The sequence below is a fragment of the Ornithobacterium rhinotracheale DSM 15997 genome (genome assembly GCF_000265465.1).
Lineage (GTDB): Bacteria > Bacteroidota > Bacteroidia > Flavobacteriales > Weeksellaceae > Ornithobacterium > Ornithobacterium rhinotracheale.
The window spans coordinates 377,501-396,934 of the sequence record NC_018016.1 but is presented as its reverse complement, the minus strand read 5'-3'; the positions used below and the strand labels follow the sequence as shown (position 1 = coordinate 396,934).

The window sequence follows — 19,434 nt, the reverse complement described above, 5'->3', positions numbered from 1 at the left end:
ATTAAAAGTGATTTTATGTCAAATCTCATAATTTAGCCAAAATATCTTTTTTGATTAAAAGCATAACAAATCAAGCTTAAACTAAGATTTTATGACTAACTTTGCCGTTCATTCAGCATTATTTATATGAAACAAGCATTGCCTTTTAGAAATTTATACATCGGGATTACACAAATTCTTCAATCCGTTTTTGTGCAAAATCGCTATACCGACAAGGAAATTGAACGCACTTTTAAACAAAACAAACAATGGGGCAGCCGCGATCGTGCCTTTGTTGCCGAAACCGTGTACGACATTGTGCGATGGAAATCGCTCATAGACTATGCATCAAACGGGGCGTTGAAGAGAAAAGATTATTGGTCTTTAATCGCGACTTACTTTATTATAAATAATGTAGAAATTCCGCAATTGGAGGAATTTGGAAGGTATAATATCGATAAAATTAAATCTAATTATCTCAAAGCTAAAAAAATACCGAATGTTTGGTATTCTGTTTCTCCGAATTTATACGAGTTGGGTGTGGAGCAATTGGGCGAGGAATCTTGGAACCAAGAGCTCGAGGCGATGAACCAGCCTGCGCCCCCGATTTTAAGGCTAAATACTTTAAAGGCTAATGAAAAAATGCTGAGAAAATCTTTGGCAGAGGAGGACGTGGAAATTGAGGCAATTCCTGATTATCCAGACGCATATTTATTGGTGAATCAGAAAAATCTGTTCCAGACAGAAGCCTTTAAAAATGGTTGGTTTGAGATGCAAGATGCGTCATCACAATTGGTGGCTCCGTTCTTGGAGCTTGAGCCTGGAATGCGTGTGGTAGATGCCTGTGCTGGCGGTGGCGGAAAATCACTGCACATGGCGTCTTTATTGCAAAACAAAGGTAGCGTTTTGGCAATGGATATCGTGCCGTGGAAATTGAAAGAAGTAAAGAAAAGAGCTAAAAGGAATGGTGCCTTTAATATTCAGACCAAAGTAATTGAATCTTCTAAAACGATTAAAAGATTGCACAATTCGTTTGACCGCGTGTTGATTGATGCGCCATGTACGGGCGTGGGCGTTCTGAAAAGAAATCCCGATGCTAAATGGAAAATTAATCAAGATTTTTTGCAACGCGTAACGAGCGAACAAACGAAAATTTTGGCTTCGTACCCAAAAATGCTTAAAAAAGGCGGTTTGATGGTGTACGCAACTTGCTCTATCTTTCCTGCCGAAAACGAAAAACAAATTCAGCAATTTTTAGCTGAAAATCCTAATTTTGAATTAATTGAAGAAAAGAAAATCTTGCCAAGCCAATCCGGCTTTGATGGGTTTTATATGGTTAAATTGGTGAGAAAAGATTAAAATTTCTCACCAATTTCCTTCAATACTTCTACAAAATAGTCTATTTCTTCTTTGGTGTTGAAGTGGCTAAACGAAATGCGCAAAGGGGTGGTTTTTTCAATCACTTCGGCAGGCACAATGCTATCAATCACATCAGACACTTTGGCTGCACCTGAGCTACAAGCACTTCCTTGCGAAACGGCAATTCCCTTTAAATCCAGTTCAAAGCCAATGAGGCTATCTTTAAAAGGCAAAAGGACGCTCAAAATGGCGTAAAGGCTTTTGGCAGAATCTTCGCTTCTTCCGTTAAAAACAATATCGGGGAAAGCTTCTTTCAGTTGAGCAATCATATATTCTTTAAGTTCTAAAATATACTTTTGGTCTTTTTCAAACTCCTCGTTGGCTATTTCAAAAGCCTTGCCCATGCCCATGATGCCGATGAGGTTTTCGGTGCCCGAGCGCATGTTTCGCTCTTGTCCGCCCCCTGTGATTTGAGCCTTCAGCCCTGTTCCTTTTCGTATGAAAGCAAAGCCCACGCCTTTGGGACCGTGGTATTTGTGTGCGCTACTGCTGGCAAAGTCTACGGGCAGATCGCTCAAGGAAATAGGGTAGTGTCCCAAAGTTTGCACCATGTCGGTATGGAATAGTGCGTTGTATTGATGTGCCAAGTTGCCGATTTTTTCTATATCATAGATATTTCCGATTTCGTTGTTGGCGTGCATCAAGCTCACGAGTGTTTTTTTGCTTTCGTCTTTCAGCAATTCTTCAAGTTGCTCTAGGTCTAAATCTCCATTGGGCAAAACACGCAATTTCTGAATCTCAGCCTTCTTGTTTTGTTCTACGGTTTTTATTGTTTCTGCCACGCATTTGTGCTCGAGTGGGGAAGTGATGATGCGCTCCACGCCGAGATAATCTACACACGAACGAATGATTAAATTATTGGCCTCGGTGCCACATGAGGTGAAAATAATTTCTGCCCCCGTGGTGTTGGTATATTTTGCAATGCTTTTTCGGGTGCTTTCTATCAAGGCCTTGGCGTCTCTGCCATAAAAATGGGTAGAAGAAGGGTTGCCAAAATGTGTACGCATATGAGACGCCATGTAATCAATCACTTCGTCTCGTAGCTGCGTAGTTGCTGCATTGTCAAAATATATTTTCATATTCTTTTCTTTAAATAATATGTTTTGCAATTTATAAATTTTATTTTAAATCACTCACTACTTCTATTCTAAAAACACGTGTCTTTTTTTAAAAAACACACTACATTTTTGCAAAAAACACGCGTGTTTTTTTAGGGGCGATGCTTTGCTTATTTTTTAAGCGTAATTAAAGTTTATTTAATATTGTTGTTTTCGTTCTCTTGGTCTGGTTTCTTTTGAAATTTTATTAAAGCCATTTCGGTTTTATAAATCATAATAAAAGAACCTAATATAAATAAGCCCAAAGGTATCAAGAAAATTAAGGGTGGCTCATCTTTATAGCTAAATCCCGCAATCAATAAGATAAATTGCGAAAATAAAGCAATCAATGCAACGATGAGTAATCTTTTTAAAGCATAGCTCTGTGCAAAATCCCACGACGCTTGGTCTCTTGATGCGCGCTTGGTTCGGTATCCATAAATTGCATTTAGCTCTTTGGGCGGAAAGAGATACATTAATAATGGAAGCCCAACTAAAGCAAAATCGAATATTAAAAGATATTTAATCATATTCAAATTTAAAACTTTGTTTAAAAATTGCTTTTTATTTCTAATTTTTTTCGATTGGCATTTTTAATGAGGTCAATCATTTCATCGGTTAATGTCAATTGGTTTTGATTCTCCCAAAAAACGCGATCAAAAGATTTATTTATTTCAAAAATTCTTTTGTTGCCACCGATGTTTGCTTTAAAATCTTTTATATTAGAAAAGGGCTTAGTAACTATCAATTCATAATTCGTGGTGTAAATGTTTTTTTCCTTAGTTTTTGAATTGTAATTTTCCAATGTTTGAGAAACGCTTACTTTCGACATAAAATATTTTCCCACTCTCTCGTCTTTTTGAAAAGACATTTTTATTTTGCTATTTATAGTTCTAAATTTTATCCATGCCTTTTTTTCAAAAGGAATGTTGTTTATTTCCAATTCAGGATTTGTTTCCTTAGAAATTTCCATAACCACATGGTCGTCGTTAATTAGGTAATATCCTATGTCATAATTTTTAAATTCTTCCAAAGGCGAAAATTCTATTTTTATAGAACCATCTTTTCGTTTATTTTCTTTGTAAGAGAAATTTTTTAGTTTTAAAAATATGTTGTTTAAATACATATTAAATAATTCTTCTAGCTTAAAAAACTTGAAATCTTCTATCTCTTTACTCTTATCAACTACTCCAAATTTTCTCTGGTTATATATCTCAAAATCAAATGAAAGTTTTGGCGTTTCCTTGTTTGGGAACGCTACATTTCTTTTTACAGCTCCGCTTAAATCCTCCATTTTCATCAATTCGCCGTTTTTTCTTACCACGGATCTTAGGAAAAATTGTTCAACATAAGGCGTGCGAGAAAATTTACTGAAGAAGTTTTTGTATGCTTCAATCAAGGTTTTTTTACTATCTGTTGCCACTACGGCGTCTAGATGGATTACCTCGTTCAGATCATTTATTTTCTTTAAACTTATAGTATCTATCTTTTGCAAATCACTAAATGTGGTAATTATTTCTTGATATTCAGGGGCGTTGATTTGGACGGTGTCCACATTTGAATGAAAGAAAAATCTACCATCTTCATTTGTCATCGAATAATCTGTTGAGTTGAAAATCGAAACTCCCGAAAGTGGTTTTTTAGTTTCATAATCTACAATTACCTTGGTAATTTTCTCTTGAGAAAAACATATTTGAATTGATAACAAGAGCAAAAAAATTAAAAATAGCTTCATAAATTATTTAGTTAATTTGAATAATCATCAAAATTAGTGTTTTTTTAATGATTAAAAAATGGAATTAAAAAACGGGAAAATATCAATTTCCCCGTTTTTGTGATTTTGTAATATAATTAAAGATTATAAAGGAACAAAAACAATGGCTTGCCCACCTCCTGGAGCCATTTCAATCGTTAAGCGATCTTTTGCGGAAACCTCTTTTTCCGTGATTTGGTAGGATAGAGGATTCGTTTGCCAATTGGCATCGGCTCCATCGGCATAAATCGTTGCTTTGTATTTTCGGTTTTCTTCTAAGAAATCAAGCGAAATTTCGATTTTTCGAGCATTTTCGTTGGTACTTGCACCCAAGAAATACTTATTATTTGCTTTTCGCACGATGGCAACAAATTCACCAGGCTCTCCTTGCAGGGCTTTAGACCAATCGCAATCGGCATCAAAATCTCTAAAAAATTGAAAAGCAGGATGATTGTAATGCTCAATTAAGTCTGCCGCCATTTGCATAGGCGAATATAAAATCACCCAATTGGCTATTTGCTTGGCAAGCGTGGTATGCTCTCGTGTGTTGCCAGGGTCTAAATCATTCCATTTTTTGCGATCTTTGGAATTATTAGCCGTTTCATACAAAATATCAAAAATTCCAGGTGTGTAATCAAGGGGCCCTGCAAGCATGCGTGTAAATGGCAACACCTCGGTATGTTCGGGTGAATTTCCTTGGCTCCAAGCGTTCCATTCCATGCCACGAACGCCCTCTCGAGTCATCATATTTGGAAAAGTTCTGCGTATTCCCGTAGGTTTTATCGGTTCGTGCACATCGAGCATTATTTTATACTTTGCGGCTGTTTCCACCACTTTTCGGTAGTGGTTCACCATCAGTTGTCCGTGATGTTTTTCTCCGCCCGTGATGCCGCCAGCATAGCCCGTTTTCACCATGTCGATGCCTAAATTTTTATACCAAATAAAGGCACTATCTAACTGACTTTCGTAATTTTTGATGTTTCCGCCCGTTTCGTGATGACCGATGATGGCAATGTTTTTAGACTTGGCATAATCGGCGATTTTTTGGATGTCAAAATCAGCATACGGTCGTGTGAAATTAAAGGCTTGCGATGTGCCCCAATTTTCCCAACCTTCGTTCCAGCCTTCAAACAAAACCGCTTGAATGTTATTTTTTTCGGCAAAATCAATATAATTAAAAGCATTTTCGGTCGTAGCACCGTGGCGTGGTCCCATGTCCCAGCTATTGATGCCCAAGTGCATTCCCCACCAAACGCCCACATATTTTACGGGTTTAATCCATTCGGTATCTCCAATTGCATTCGGTTCGTTTAGATTTAAAATTAAAGCAGAATTGATTAAATCCACCGCTTTTTTACCAATTTGAATGCTTCGCCATGGCGTCTTGAAACGAGAAACGAGTTTCACTTTGGTAATGCCATCGGCGTAGGGTGCCAAATCAGCTTTAAAACCTAGTTTGTTTTTTGAATTTTTAATTAAAGTCATATCCGCAAAGTTGGTAAGTGCCGCCTCATGAATACTCGCATACAATTCTGGACTGAATTTAAAGGTAACGGGCGTGTTAGCACTTTCTAAATCGCTGATATTTTGTTTTTTGTACTCAAGTTCGTAGGTTTCGTAATTGGCTGGAATTGCCCAAGAAGTTCCATCTTGTGCAAAATTAAACTCGGTTAATTCGTTGGTAATAAAAACGCTATCCTTTTCAGGGATTTTGTATTCATATCTAAAGCCCAGCCCATCGTTGAATACTTTAAAATAAAGCGTAAGATTTATATTTTGTTGATTTTTAAGTTCAACTACCATTTCATTATTAAAATCTTCGATTTCTTTGTTTTCGCCCCAGGGTTGAGTCCAAGTTTGTTGCGTTGAGTTCTGAGTGATTTTTTCAACTTTAAAGCCATTAAACAAATTCAAGGAATCTCTGGTTTCAAATCCCAAAGCCGATGTTTGAATGAAATCTTTTCCAGCCACTTGTACACGATATTGCGGCGCACCCACGGAATCCAATGTAAAAAATAATTTAATCGTTCCATCAGGCGACGCCACTTCTTGCTTGGGGTGACTGCAGCTGAAAAAGAGTAGGGCAGTGATTGCCATTAGAAAATATTTATTCATATTTATTTTTTTATAAAGTTAATTTAAAAAAGTTTTTCATCAAAAAAAGGTTGCTTTTTAGGGCAACCTTTTTGGGTGAGATGTTTAATTTTTTAATAAAAATTATATGTGAAATATACCTCGGTAGGTTGAGAACCTTCTTTTTTTACAAGTTTACCATCTTTCTCAACAGCAGGATAGACATCAAAAGCTTTAAATTCAATATTGAAGTTTCGTCTATCTCTATCATCTTCAAATTCAGCTTTATTCAAGTGTAATCTGTATTTCCATACTTGCTCGCCGTTTTCGTCTTCTTTATAGGGTTCAATATTTTTTATGTATCTAGCGTTTGTGTTTTCGAAAATAGCAGGAGTTTCAACTCCTTGGATGTAGAATTTGATATTATCAAGTGTTTCTGCTAATTCGGGAGCATATACATTATAATTTATTTTATCAAAATCTGTTTTATATCGATTTTCGCTAAATGGATTCGTTCTCAAAACGCCTAAGCTTATTTGTTGACTACCTCTAACTGTAATTTCTCCTATTTTTTCTCCTTTTTCTCTGTTTTCTGTTAACTTATAAATTGGGATTTGAAATGTGTAGCTCGGGTTTTTACGAAAAGGAGCTGAGTCGATAGTAATTATGTATTTATTTCTTTTGTTTTGTCTTAACTCATCAATGTAATTTCCTTCTGGTTCAACTCTAAGTAATGGGAATTCATCATTTACATCAAGTTTTATATTTTCAAGATAAACTTCTGAAATAAAATCTATTTCTAATGGAATTAAAGCTGAAGAGGGGGTGTTTCCAAAGTAGTTTCTCGTTGTTAAGTTATTAATCTCAAACTCTTTTCCATTTGGAGATGCTTTAATGACATGCTCGTTTTGATTGATTTGCCATCCACTTAGATTTTTTATACTGGTGAAATAATCCGCAATTACAGCTGGCTGATTAATAGTTAGTATTAAATCCTTGTATCCATTTTTTTTCAGAGTGATAACTTCATTTATATCATTAAGATTAGTCCCATAGAAGTCTGCGAAAAAAGTAGAGTCACTTGATTGTTTCACTTTTAAAAAGTTTCCTGGGATTAGTTGTACATCTTTATCAGTTGTAAATTCTAATCGGTAAGATTTTCTTCTTTCAAGGTTGATGGTTCCATTTTGTAAAGGATTTTCGACAAGGGTGCCATCTTGTGTAAGGGTAACAGATTTAATTTTGATTTCTTTGTTCCCCACTTGTTCTTCAGTATTATTTCCGTTTGGTGTGTCGTCTTTATCGTTGTTGCAACTCGCTACAACCAAAAGTACAGATAGGGCAAATATATATTTTTTCATTTTTATTAAATTTTTAATTATTTAAAATCTTTGGGACCTTTATGGTATTTTCCTACAAATTTGCAAGACTGCCCATAGAATAATTGTGTAGCAGCACTAAGTGCTTTTTGAGCAGAACCACTTCTTATGGCTTCTCCTTTGATGTTGAAAATCATTTGGATTCCATTGCATTTTTCTAAATTATATTGTGCAGCTCTTTGTACCCATCTTGGGTTTAAAGAGTGATTGGCTTCGATTGATCTTGCTCCATATCTCGCAGGTTCTACACCTATTCCAGAAGCCCCAGAAACGCCATAATCAGACCAAGTGTAATCAATCAATTCAGTGACATTTTTACCATCATCTGTTTGTGCTTTGAATCCAATTCTATGTCCATAATCGTAGAGTGTAAGCAATTTATCTGGCATTACTTCTTTCATAGCTTTGATATACCACATGTATGAAGTAGAACCTTTTTTTCTGAGACCAGGCTGTTTAAAATAATCTGCGTATTCTTCATCAATGTCCCATCCATCTATCCCAATTTTATCGGTGACTCTTTTCAATTCTTTGGCAAATTCTAAAGCTTCATCATAGCTCTGGAAGTTTTCATAGCCTACACCTTGGTGGTTTGGTAAAATATCAATAATTACTTTTATACCACGATCTTGTAAAGGTTTGAAGTAAATTTCTGGATTATCTACCAAAGGCTTTAATTTATCATTAAAGAAAATATGTCTTTTACCTGTTGCTGCATCATAATTCATATTCGCAGCAAAAAGTACCACCATATCAAAAACGGGTTGATTACTTTCACTTAATAAAAATTGTCCCATGTTACGAATGTCGAAATCATTAGTTTCAACATACGCTACCATTTTCATTGGTTTTTTACGATCTGGACAACTATATTCCCCAGATGGCATTGGTTTTGGATTTTGATCTGAAAGTGCAACATACTCTGCGTCTTTAGAAATTAAAATGATGTGATTCAGTGATTTTCCATTAACATCTATCTGAATAGGTAATACATAATTTCCTTGAGGTAAATCTGCATAAGATTTAATATCTACTTGCAACTCGGTAGATTTAGTACCTGCGGTGAGCGTTCCTTCTGAAATTTCATAATAATCTGTCGGTAGAATTTGATAATCCTTAGTGTTTTTAAATTTTTTAAATTTTTCAACTATTTTTTCAGTCTGAGATTCGTTTGCAATTGTTATCGGAGTGTTTATACTCACTTCGCTATTTAATTCTACCACTAAGTTTATGGATTCGTCTCCTGTAGCTTTGGTATAGTCTTCTGATGGATTTGCTTTATTGAAAATCTTATTTTCTCCATTAGCAATCATTTTACTTTCTGGCTGAGGAAGAACGAAATCTTCTTCTTTACAAGCGTATAGAATGCTGAAAATTGCTAGTATACTTATAATTATTTTTTTCATTTTAATTTAAATTTTAAGGTTCGATTTCGATTCCGTCTTCTGGAGTCAATGTTATTTTTTGAGTACTCTCATTTTGTTGATTTGCCAAAGTTAAATGTCTGTTGTGTCCAGATGCGTCAACGATTTTATTATCTTCTACTAGATTCATTTTCCAATATGCATATAGTTTTGACTCGCCAGGATCTACGCCAAGCATATTGTCCTTGATTTGTTGTGCTGTTCTTAAAGAATTCCATAACCTTACCTCGGCAAGTTTAGCATCAATACCTCTATTTTCGCTCCAGCTTTTTCCAATTAAGAATTCGGAGAGTGTATTTGCACTATTGTAGTTCATGATTTTTTTACCATTTACATAAGCAGTAGATTTTCCGCTATTGTTGTCTACTACGACCGCAATGTGATACCATTTTTTAGTTTTAAAATCTATGCCTATATCTTGCCCAATTGCTTGTAGATGGTTTGGAGGAACGCTTGAGTCTCCAAATCTTAATAAAGCTTTCCCTTCGGTACCCATTAGGGTAGAGATCCCAGCTTCTCCCATATCTCCATCACCACGAAAACGATTTACATATACTAGGGCTTCCATTGTAAATTGTCCTCCTATGGATTGGAGATAACGCTCTCCATCAATATACATAAAGTTTTCTCTTGTGAGTTCAAATGAAGATTCAATTTTTCCTCTTTTTCTCACAACGGTGTACAACAAAGTATTGGCATTTTCTAGTACTTTAACATCACTGCTTGTAGATGCTGTAAGAGCTATCATATAGGTTTTTCCTTCCACTAATTCATTGTCTGCAGTAATACTTAATTCACCATAATTTGAATTTACATTTCCTTTGCTTGCTGTCAATTCTTTGCTGAAACTTACTTTGTCTTTAGGTAGTAGTTCGTAGTTTTTATTGTAAGTTTTATTGTACTTCGCTACCGCATCTGGATTGTAATCAATGTTGATAACTATGTCCTCGTCATTATTTTCTTTGAATAAAGAAAACATATATTTGAAAGTTTCCGTTGTTTCAGGCTTAGAAATATCAGCAGTCATGCCAACAGCAGTGTAGGTCGATGCTACATTTTTGTTATTACCTTTTACACTATAGAGAGCCGCAGACTGGTCGTAGCCAGATCCTAACCCCTGCCCTGTATCGTTATCATCTTCACATGCCAAAAATAACGAGAAGCAGAGCATTCCTAGAAAAATATTTTTTAATTTCATAAAAATCCGATTATTAATTTTTTTGAATTTGATTGATAGCATTTTTTAATGTATTGTATGCGTTCTTGTTCTTAATATTAGTATAATCCTTTTCAATATGGTAGAACATTACTCCTGAATTATTAGCTGCTTGCCAGTGTACGATATCTTGAATTTTAGATAAATTACCTGATGGGTTGAAAATTTTAGAATCATTGAACCCAGCACCTAATGTTTCAGGATCTTCTGTAAAGTCAATCGAAGCCATATATCTTTGTGGTGCGAAAATTTCTGCTTGTGTTTCATAAAACCCTAAAGAAGCACTGCCAGATGATTTTTTAGAAACAAGTAAATTGGCTCTAGTATTTTGCTCCATTTTTTCGATAGGATTTTCTATGATTAAAAGTTTGGATTGATCAAGCTTTGCAGTAATGGCTGTTATGGCTTCGACGCATAAACCTTTAATGAAATCATTTTCGTAAATTTCTGGTAATTCGATACTCATGCCATCAAAATCATTTTCTCCCAATGCTTTTAGATTTGAGCTAATTAGGCTTTTAATCTTGTTTTGTGTTAAGGTTTTGTAATCTTCGATTGTTCTTGATTTTATTTTGTTCATGATGTCTTCTCTTTTGTAATTATCGATAACATCATTGGCAATGGACAATTCTTTTTCTTTTTCAGCAAGCCTTTTTTCTAAAGTTTTATCGTGCCATTGCTTCATTTCTTCAACAAAGCTGTTAAAATCAGCTCCAATCAAAACTTTAGTGGCTTTTTTCTCTTTGACTTCTTTTAGATCCGACTGTTGGTGAGGCGTTAGCTCAAAGTAATTGTTCTTAACGACGATAATGTCTAAACTATCTGGTGTGAATATTAAATTACTTTGATTTAATATTCCCCAATCATAAATGGCTCCCACACTCACTTTTCTAGAAGAAAGATCTTTTTTATAGTCTTTTAGAAAAGATGTGTCGATTTCTCTCTTTGGTTCAATTATGTTTATGGATTCGGTTTCGGTGTCGCAGGAAGAGAGCCCTGTGATTGCTAATAAAATTAATCCAAAATATTTATTACTTAGTTTCATGTTTATTTATTTAAATTATTTTTTTACCCACCACAAATCAGTAGCTCCTGTATCTGGTCCTTTTAGATATCCCACTGCTTGCAAGATATAAGCAGGGTTATCCTTATACTCAGAACGAGAGAATGGCAAGCGTCTCATTCCTCCTGTATCTTTCCCCTCTACTTGAGTTACTGTTGAAATGATACCGCCACTATTATTTTCTTTAGCAGGCATTAGGTTAGGATAACCTGTTCTACGCCATTCAGCCCATGCTTCTTGTCCTCCGTAAGGAAACATCGCAATCCATTTTTGAGTGATGATTTTAGCTAATTTTTGATCTTGAGTTGTAGCATCATCCCATTTTACTGTAATTGCACTTGAAAAAGAATTGTCGTTTAAAGCAGGGTTGAGATTGTCTTGAAACCCATTAACTTGAGATTCGGAATTTAAATATTCTCCAACAGTTGCTCCCCATTGCTCGAATGATAGTTGAATGCCTTTTTCATATAAGTCTTTTGGATTTCCATTCATAGCCCAGCCTTTTAATGCTCCTTCTGCTTTTAAGAAAGAGACTTCTGCAGCTGAGAGCCAAACGATTGGTGAATCTTTTTGTATGTTTGGAAGAGAGTAATGTGCTTTTTCTGGAGTATTGAAAGTTCCAGTTCTTAGTCCAAAAAACTTGTTTTCATCTGTTCTGCTATTTACCGCTGTAAAATATTTTTCTCTACGAGGGTCTTTATAAGCATTCATGTAATTGGCAATATCGGCACCAACTCTTGAATCTCCCCATATTGAACTCATTTTAAATACAGAGTTGTCTGTAGTTTTTAAAGAAGCATTATCCGAATTTGTTTCTATCACGCCATGTTTTATGGCATATTCAGCTACTTCTTTGGCTTTAGTGGCATCGACATCAGACATTCTTATGGCTATTCTCAATAGCAGAGAGTTTGCATATTTCACCCATTTAGACATGTCTCCTTCGTATACCATGTCGTAGGGTGCGTATTGGCGATCAGAAGGATCTATTTTACTTAAAGCCTCAGATGCTTGTTTTAAATCATTAATCATTGCAAGATACAAATCTCTTTGAGTGTCGTATGGTATTTCTTTTTTACCCTCTTGCATTTTAGTATACGGTAGAGGTCCATAAGTGTCAGTCAACCAATGGGTGATGGCAACTCTGTAAATTGTTGCTAACGCAAAATATGGCTTGTTGAAATCGCCTTTAGACAATCCTCTTAATTTGTAATATCCTGTATAGATTTTTGGATAAGTATCATCAAACACATAATCTACCCATCCGGTTCTAGGATTGTATACGGGATAATCATTGAAGTGCTTGGTTTGTGATGCATAACCAGCGTATCCAGTAGCAAATAAATCAAAGCACATCTGGTAGGAGTTTTCTTGTTGTGGCAAGACAAGTTTTTGGAGTGAAAGCAATTCGTTACCTCCAGTTGTTACCCGATCCAATTCTTTATCCCCAACTCCATAAGGGTTTTTATTTATTTCATCAAAATTATTTATACAATTTGTAAATAATAAGGAGCTTATTAATAATAGTAACTTTTTCATTTTTTTTAAATTTAAAATTTAGCCTTGAGACTAAGACCTATGCTTCTTAAAGTTGGTAACATAAAGTAATCTAAACCTTGGGTGTAGTTTCCTGTGGTTGAGATAGATTCAGGATCAAATGGAGCTTTGCAATAAATCATAAATAGGTTATTTCCAGTAATGGAAACTGTTAAGTCCACAAAGTTGTTGATCATTTTCTTAGGCACATGATAAGATATGTAAGCCTCTTGGAGTCTAAAGTTTGTAGCAGAGTAGGTGTAATATTGCGGTAATCTAGCCTTTCCTAAAACTTCGTAATAATTACGAGCACTCATCTTAACTCCGTTTACTTCAACGCCTCCACGATCTCTGGCTTCAGCTGATCTCTGAGAAACACCATAGTGGTCTAATGCAGCCTCTGTCATAGAAACTACTACGCCGCCAATTCTACCATTAAGTACTGCTCCGATTGTAAAGTTATTTATTTTTAAGTCGTTTCTCCATCCTAAGTTATATTTAGGCAATACGCTACCTAATTTTTTCAATTGTCCGTTGGTAAAGTTTTCTGTAGCTAAATTTCCTCCAGAATCTACAAAAATATTTCCATCTCCGTCTCTTCTGAAATCAGCTTGAGAGTAAATATCTCCCAGAGTTCCTCCCGTTGTTAAACGATAAACGAGTGGTCCAAAAGAGAATTTATCTAGGAAATCTCTACTTTCCTTTTGACCAGTTACAGGGTTGGTGTAATCTTCCAAAAGCTCTAAGATTTCGTTTTTGTTATAGCTCATAGTGAAGTAGCTATTAAGCGAAACATTGCTAGAGAAATCTAAGTCGAGTCCTAAGCCTAATTCGACCCCACTGTTTCTTACTTTACCAGTTTGCAAAAACATGGCATCATAACCAGTAGATGGTGAAATTGCAGCTTTTATAGTTTGGTTTTCTGTGTCTGCGATATAGTAAGTGGCGTCTAAACTAACTTTTCGATTAATCCATTTAGATGAAATACCCACTTCGTAAGAATTAGTTCTTTCAGGTTTTAAATCTCCGATTGGGAAATATGCCACATTTTTCCAAGTTTTAGAATCTTCATTAAACTCATAGGTAGGCATTGTAAGCCATCTGCTAAATGGAGAACCCACCGAGCTGTATGCGGCACGAACTTTAAAATAAGAAATTACAGGCTTTAATGCAGCTTTTGTTTCTGGATTAAGCATTTCTGTAATGATTCCAGAAAGACCAACTGATGGATAGAAGAAAGAGCTTTGAGATGAATTAGCTAATTGAGAAGCCCAGTCATTTCTTCCAGTCAAAGTTAAGTATAGGCAATTTCTAAAACCTAACTCCAAACTTCCAAAAACCGATTGCGTTTGTTCTTTCCATCCCACTTGTCCAGGTTTTGTTTTATCAGCACCTTGATCAATATTGAATGTGTTGAATACATTCGCAATACCATTTACACGAAGCGGACCGCTATAGAAACTGCCGTCTACTCTTGTATCTTGGATAGAGGCTCCGATGTTTGCCATCAATGACATTTTGCCTAAACCAGTCGTAAAGTTTTTAGTGAAATTAGTCAATACATCTGCATAATTTTGTCTTTCCACACCTTGTGATAACCCGAAGAAACCATTTTTGCTCATATCAAGAGTAGATAGAGTAGAGGCAAATCTTTTATCAGTATCTTTATAATGTGTATTATCTGTTTTTACTCGAGCAGAAATATCCCATTTTTCAGAATTAGACCATTTCATAAATTCATAAGAAATACCCAAATTCAAAATATTTCTTTCACGGCGACTATCTCTCAAGTTTCTGTAGGCAGTCCAGTAAGGGTTTTGCATAGTATAATCACCACTAAATGTTCCTCCAAACAAGCCATCAGTACCTTTAAAATCTCCCCAAACTTGTTCGTAGATTTTTCTAGTTGGGTTAAATTGTTCATACACTTTAGCTTTTTCCATAGTGTATCCACGCGGCATCAAATAAGCGCTTACAAGCGGGTTCATATATTCCCCTTGGTTAATCATATTTCGGCTATCTTGTAAAATATAATTTCCTGCAAGATCAATATTCAACTTATCATTTAAGAATTGAGTGGTGTTTCTAAAATTGAAGTTGTATCTATTATACTTATTATTAGGAACAAGACCCTGAGTATTGGTGCTAGCAGCAGATAAATAAGATTGATTTCTTCCTGTTCCGCCAGAAACCGAGAATGAGTTTATGTACGAATAAGGTGTTTGGAAGAAATCTTTAGGATTGTATTTCGAATAACTTTCAGGCAGAAGAGCCCCCCAAGAATGAACTTGCCCATCATTTCCATATTTATTTTGAAACTTAGGCAACATCAAAGGTTCAGAAAATTGAGTAGAAGATGAAATACTTACACTAAATCTTCCTTCTTTTCCTTTTTTAGTAGTGATGAGAATTGCCCCATTGGCAGCAGCCGATCCATAAAGAGCCGCTGCCGAAGCCCCAGTAAGAACAGTAATACTTTCGATATCGTCGGGATTGATGTCTGCTGTACTTTCTGTAGAACCATTCGAAGCAAATTGTCCTTCGCCTTGTTTTCCAATCATTGTAAGCATTGGCACTCCATCTACAACATATAAGGCATTGTTACTCTTGTCGATTGATTTAGCACCACGCATCACCACTTTGGCAGCACTCCCCATACCTGCAGAGCCTTGGTTGATCGTTACTCCAGCAACTTTACCATTTAAGCTATTTACAAAGTTTGAGCTTTTTACGGTATTTACTTCATCTTGATTAATGGTTTGAGTGTTGTAACTCAAAGCTTTTTCCTCGCGTTTAATACCTAAAGCAGTTACTACCACAGATTTCAAATCAACTTTGTTGTCCAGTCCTAAAAGATCGTTGCGCGTGAAGTCTCTAAGGACAAGAATTTTCCCATTTTCATTCACTACCTCAATAGGGTAGTTAGATGTCAATTGCGAAAGTGCTTGCAGCACAGTCATTCCCTTGAAATCTAACGGAGAGACATATATGTCTTCTAGATCTTGCTCGTTAAATTCAATTGGTTCTCCAGATTTTTGAGCTAAAGCTTTTAGTAGCTCCGGCATTGGAGTAGAAACCGTAACCTCATAGTTTAAGGGCTTTTGTTGCGCATAAACATAGGAGTTGTATCCTCCAATGCTTAAGAAGCAAACCATAGCGCTCATTAGAATTTTTTTCATATGTGAAAATACCTTTTAGATATAATTTTATAGCCAATTTAATAAAAAAAACATAATATATAGATTTCTTTAGTTATGATTGTTGTCATTTGTAAAACAGACACTTAGTGTTTATTTGTCAGATAATCAAATCCATTTGGATTGAAAAAGTTTTATAAATTAACAGTCTTTTTTTTTTTTTTTGAATTGAACATTGTTTCGAAGAATTTATTTGTGAGTTTTTTGAGGTGGGGGTATAAGTGATAGAATGAAGGTAGATGTTTATTCGATGCCTGTTTTTATACTATGAATGTATGTGGATAGTTTGTTAGCTGGATCTGTCGTTTAATAAATACTATATATGGTGTTGGTATAAAGTCTAAAGAATATACGACATAAATAAGTAGAAGTCTTCCCAGCTCAATGATGAAGGTGTTCAAAACAAAATCGAGGGTGTTCTATAAATAAAGGGGGCTGTTAGTTAGTGTTCCCCATTTTGTCATTTTGAACATGTTTCATGATCTCAAAAAAAAACAGGGTCTCAATCCACATCTTAATGTATAACTAAGCAATCATTAAGCTATTTTTTTATGTGTTTTTGAAATTATTTAAAGGTAATTATTGGTAAGTGTACTTAATAAATCCTCCAATAGAGCCATTATCTCTAGAAGATGATAAAAAACTTCAAATTGTAAATTAAAGAAAAACAGCTAATTGCGAAAAATATGTAAAAAACACACGAAAAAAGTGGATAAAAAATTTGGAGGGGAAGGTAGGAAGTACCTATATTTGCACTCCTTTTGAAACAGAAAGGCTTGTTCATTGAAAGAAAGAAATTGAAAAAAAACAAAAAAAAAGAAATATTTTTTTGGAGGATAAGAAAAAGATGTTATCTTTGCAGTCCGTTTCGATTTCAGGGTGGTTCGGTGGCAAAAAAAAACTTCAAAAAAGTTTTGGTAGGAAATAAAAAGTTACTATATTTGCACCCGCTTTCAGAAATGAGGCGAGAAAGATAGAGAAGTTCATTAAGATTAAAAGATAGAAGAAAAATAAAAGCCAAGTGTCAATTCGATGAGTTATCAGGAGGTGGACTTTGAGCGTTATAATTACAAAATTTAAGGAATTACAACGGAGAGTTTGATCCTGGCTCAGGATGAACGCTAGCGGGAGGCTTAACACATGCAAGTCGAGGGAGAATTAATTTTCGGATTAAGGAAACCGGCGCACGGGTGCGTAACGCGTATGCAACTTGCCCTTATCAGGAGGATAGCCCGGGGAAACTCGGATTAATACTCCATAAGATTTTGATTGGCATCGATTAAAATTGAAAGATTTATTGGATAAGGATAGGCATGCGTCAGATTAGTTAGTTGGTAGTGTAACGGACTACCAAGGCGATGATCTGTAGGGGTCCTGAGAGGGTGAACCCCCACACTGGTACTGAGACACGGACCAGACTCCTACGGGAGGCAGCAGTGAGGAATATTGGACAATGGAGGGAACTCTGATCCAGCCATCCCGCGTGCAGGAAGACGGCCCTATGGGTTGTAAACTGCTTTTGTATGGGGATAAATCTACCTACGTGTAGGTAGTTGAAGGTACCATACGAATAAGCATCGGCTAACTCCGTGCCAGCAGCCGCGGTAATACGGAGGATGCAAGCGTTATCCGGATTCATTGGGTTTAAAGGGTCCGTAGGCGGGCTGATAAGTCAGTGGTGAAATTTTGTCGCTCAACGATAAAACTGCCATTGATACTGTTAGTCTTGAGTGATATTGAAGTAGCTGGAATGTGTAGTGTAGCGGTGAAATGCATAGATATTACACAGAACACCGATTGCGAAGGCAGGTTACTAAGTATTAACTGACGCTGAAGGACGAAAGCGTGGGGAGCGAACAGGATTAGATACCCTGGTAGTCCACGCAGTAAACGATGCTAACTCGTTTTCGGGGAGTGATCTTCGGAGACCAAGCGAAAGTGATAAGTTAGCCACCTGGGGAGTACGTTCGCAAGAATGAAACTCAAAGGAATTGACGGGGGCCCGCACAAGCGGTGGAGCATGTGGTTTAATTCGATGATACGCGAGGAACCTTACCAAGGCTTAAATGCATAATGACAGGAGTGGAAACACTTTTTTCTTCGGACAGAATGCAAGGTGCTGCATGGCTGTCGTCAGCTCGTGCCGTGAGGTGTTAGGTTAAGTCCTGCAACGAGCGCAACCCCTATCATTAGTTGCCAGCGTATAAAGACGGGGACTCTAATGAGACTGCCAACGCAAGTTGAGAGGAAGGTGGGGACGACGTCAAGTCATCACGGCCCTTACGTCTTGGGCCACACACGTGCTACAATGGTCGGTACAGAGGGCAGCTACCAGGCGACTGGATGCGAATCTCTAAAGCCGATCTCAGTTCGGATTGGAGTCTGCAACTCGACTCTATGAAGCTGGAATCGCTAGTAATCGCAAATCAGCCATGTTGCGGTGAATACGTTCCCGGGCCTTGTACACACCGCCCGTCAAGCCATGGAAGCTGGGGGTACCTGAAGTCGGTGACCGAAAGGAGCTGCCTAGGGTAAAACTAGTAACTGGGGCTAAGTCGTAACAAGGTAGCCGTACCGGAAGGTGCGGCTGGAACATCTCTTTTATAGAGCATAACGCGCTAAGAGAGGTTTAATCTCGATAAGAGATAACTTTGAGAACGACACTTGCTTTTATTTTTCAGATATCTTTAGATATAAAATAAGAAAGACTGTAACAGAATAAAGAAGTCTCGTAGCTCAGCTGGTTAGAGCGCTACACTGATAATGTAGAGGTCGGCAGTTCGAGTCTGCCCGAGACTACAAGTTACGGAAGAAAAAGAGGAAAATCTAGAAGTTGAGAATTGATAAGATTAATTTTTAATTCTAATTCTTGATGAAAAGAGAGAATGGGGGATTAGCTCAGCTGGCTAGAGCGCCTGCCTTGCACGCAGGAGGTCATCGGTTCGACTCCGATATTCTCCACGATTATCTCGAGAGAGGTAAAAAGAAGTTCATTGGCATACTGAAGTAAAACAAACTAAAATAGAATAGATTTTAGGAAGTAACGAGTAAAACAAACAAAAAAAAAGTTGTATGTTGATGTTTTGCTGATTATTTAGATATTTAGTAAAATAAAGAAATATATAACAAGGCAAATAAGAATAACCGAGAACAAGAGCGCGGTTAGAAGAAATCGTTAAGGGCGTATGGCGGATGCCTAGGCTTTGAGAGGCGAAGAAGGACGTGGTAAGCTGCGAAAAGCTGCGGGGATTGGCACACACGAGTTGATCCGCAGATATCCGAATGGGGCAACCCGGCA

11 protein-coding genes, 2 tRNA genes and 2 rRNA genes (1 of these 15 running past the window's edge) are annotated in these 19,434 nt (G+C 36.5%); 5 read left to right on the top strand and 10 right to left on the bottom strand.

Translation table 11 applies throughout. The annotated features are described in order from the left end of the window. Positions 1–126 precede the first annotated feature (126 nt). Positions 127–1,338, top strand: a complete 1,212-nt coding sequence (locus ORNRH_RS01790; protein ID WP_014790198.1) for a methyltransferase domain-containing protein — start codon at positions 127–129, stop codon at positions 1,336–1,338. Here ORNRH_RS01790 and ORNRH_RS01785 read toward each other — a convergent pair. The 10 genes from ORNRH_RS01785 to ORNRH_RS01735 all read right to left on the bottom strand — a co-directional run bounded on the left by ORNRH_RS01785 (position 1,335) and on the right by ORNRH_RS01735 (position 16,118). Then, positions 1,335–2,477, bottom strand: coding sequence for a cysteine desulfurase family protein (locus ORNRH_RS01785; protein WP_014790197.1), 1,143 nt, complete (start codon positions 2,475–2,477; stop codon positions 1,335–1,337). The two genes, ORNRH_RS01790 and ORNRH_RS01785, sit on opposite strands and share 4 nt — an antisense overlap. A 173-nt stretch (positions 2,478–2,650) precedes the next feature. Beyond that, positions 2,651–3,025 (bottom strand): SdpI family protein, encoded by a 375-nt coding sequence (locus ORNRH_RS11485; protein ID WP_014790196.1) that lies wholly within the window; start codon positions 3,023–3,025, stop codon positions 2,651–2,653. Between the two features lie 20 nt (positions 3,026–3,045). Further along, complete coding sequence (locus tag ORNRH_RS01775) at positions 3,046–4,203, bottom strand: peptidase associated/transthyretin-like domain-containing protein (RefSeq protein ID WP_156097843.1); 1,158 nt, start codon at positions 4,201–4,203, stop codon at positions 3,046–3,048. 150 nt (positions 4,204–4,353) lie between these two features. Then, positions 4,354–6,363 carry a glycoside hydrolase family 97 protein gene (locus ORNRH_RS01770; RefSeq protein ID WP_014790194.1) on the bottom strand — a complete coding sequence of 670 codons (2,010 nt, stop codon included), beginning with the start codon at positions 6,361–6,363 and terminating at the stop codon, positions 4,354–4,356. A 92-nt stretch (positions 6,364–6,455) separates the two neighbouring features. Continuing rightward, complete coding sequence (locus tag ORNRH_RS01765) at positions 6,456–7,682, bottom strand: lipoprotein (protein ID WP_014790193.1); 1,227 nt, start codon at positions 7,680–7,682, stop codon at positions 6,456–6,458. A 17-nt stretch (positions 7,683–7,699) separates the two neighbouring features. After that, on the bottom strand, positions 7,700–9,106 hold the full coding sequence (locus ORNRH_RS01760) for a BT_3987 domain-containing protein (RefSeq protein ID WP_014790192.1): 1,407 nt from the start codon (positions 9,104–9,106) through the stop codon (positions 7,700–7,702). Positions 9,107–9,119: 13 nt separating this feature from the next. Next, positions 9,120–10,322: a BT_3987 domain-containing protein gene (locus tag ORNRH_RS01755; RefSeq protein ID WP_014790191.1), complete on the bottom strand. Its 1,203-nt coding sequence runs from the start codon at positions 10,320–10,322 to the stop codon at positions 9,120–9,122. Between the two features lie 13 nt (positions 10,323–10,335). Beyond that, positions 10,336–11,385, bottom strand: a complete 1,050-nt coding sequence (locus ORNRH_RS11480; RefSeq protein WP_014790190.1) for a glycoside hydrolase family 18 — start codon at positions 11,383–11,385, stop codon at positions 10,336–10,338. Positions 11,386–11,400: 15 nt separating this feature from the next. Continuing rightward, positions 11,401–12,942, bottom strand: a complete 1,542-nt coding sequence (locus ORNRH_RS01740) for a SusD/RagB family nutrient-binding outer membrane lipoprotein (RefSeq protein WP_014790189.1) — start codon at positions 12,940–12,942, stop codon at positions 11,401–11,403. Between the two features lie 11 nt (positions 12,943–12,953). Beyond that, positions 12,954–16,118 carry a SusC/RagA family TonB-linked outer membrane protein gene (locus ORNRH_RS01735; protein WP_014790188.1) on the bottom strand — a complete coding sequence of 1,055 codons (3,165 nt, stop codon included), beginning with the start codon at positions 16,116–16,118 and terminating at the stop codon, positions 12,954–12,956. Positions 16,119–17,222: 1,104 nt separating this feature from the next. On the opposite strand from ORNRH_RS01735, the gene ORNRH_RS01725 reads away from it, so the two are divergent. The 4 genes from ORNRH_RS01725 to ORNRH_RS01710 form a co-directional block, all read left to right on the top strand. Beyond that, positions 17,223–18,739, top strand: a 16S ribosomal RNA gene (locus ORNRH_RS01725). A gap of 122 nt (positions 18,740–18,861) precedes the next feature. Next, a tRNA-Ile gene (locus tag ORNRH_RS01720) sits at positions 18,862–18,935 on the top strand. An 88-nt stretch (positions 18,936–19,023) separates the two neighbouring features. Beyond that, positions 19,024–19,097 (top strand) — tRNA-Ala (locus ORNRH_RS01715). 204 nt (positions 19,098–19,301) lie between these two features. After that, a 23S ribosomal RNA gene (locus ORNRH_RS01710) occupies positions 19,302–19,434 on the top strand (it continues 2,627 nt past the right edge of the window). The 16S and 23S rRNA genes sit together here with 2 tRNA genes alongside, the layout of an rRNA operon.

Coding starts and splice junctions, on each gene's coding strand:
- ORNRH_RS01790 (WP_014790198.1), top strand. CDS start 127: ATGAAACAAGCATTGCCTTTTAGAAATTTATACATCGGGATTACACAA.
- ORNRH_RS01760 (WP_014790192.1), bottom strand. CDS start 9,106: ATGAAAAAAATAATTATAAGTATACTAGCAATTTTCAGCATTCTATAC.
- ORNRH_RS11480 (WP_014790190.1), bottom strand. CDS start 11,385: ATGAAACTAAGTAATAAATATTTTGGATTAATTTTATTAGCAATCACA.
- ORNRH_RS01765 (WP_014790193.1), bottom strand. CDS start 7,682: ATGAAAAAATATATATTTGCCCTATCTGTACTTTTGGTTGTAGCGAGT.
- ORNRH_RS01770 (WP_014790194.1), bottom strand. CDS start 6,363: ATGAATAAATATTTTCTAATGGCAATCACTGCCCTACTCTTTTTCAGC.
- ORNRH_RS01740 (WP_014790189.1), bottom strand. CDS start 12,942: ATGAAAAAGTTACTATTATTAATAAGCTCCTTATTATTTACAAATTGT.
- ORNRH_RS11485 (WP_014790196.1), bottom strand. CDS start 3,025: ATGATTAAATATCTTTTAATATTCGATTTTGCTTTAGTTGGGCTTCCA.
- ORNRH_RS01735 (WP_014790188.1), bottom strand. CDS start 16,118: ATGAAAAAAATTCTAATGAGCGCTATGGTTTGCTTCTTAAGCATTGGA.
- ORNRH_RS01755 (WP_014790191.1), bottom strand. CDS start 10,322: ATGAAATTAAAAAATATTTTTCTAGGAATGCTCTGCTTCTCGTTATTT.
- ORNRH_RS01785 (WP_014790197.1), bottom strand. CDS start 2,477: ATGAAAATATATTTTGACAATGCAGCAACTACGCAGCTACGAGACGAA.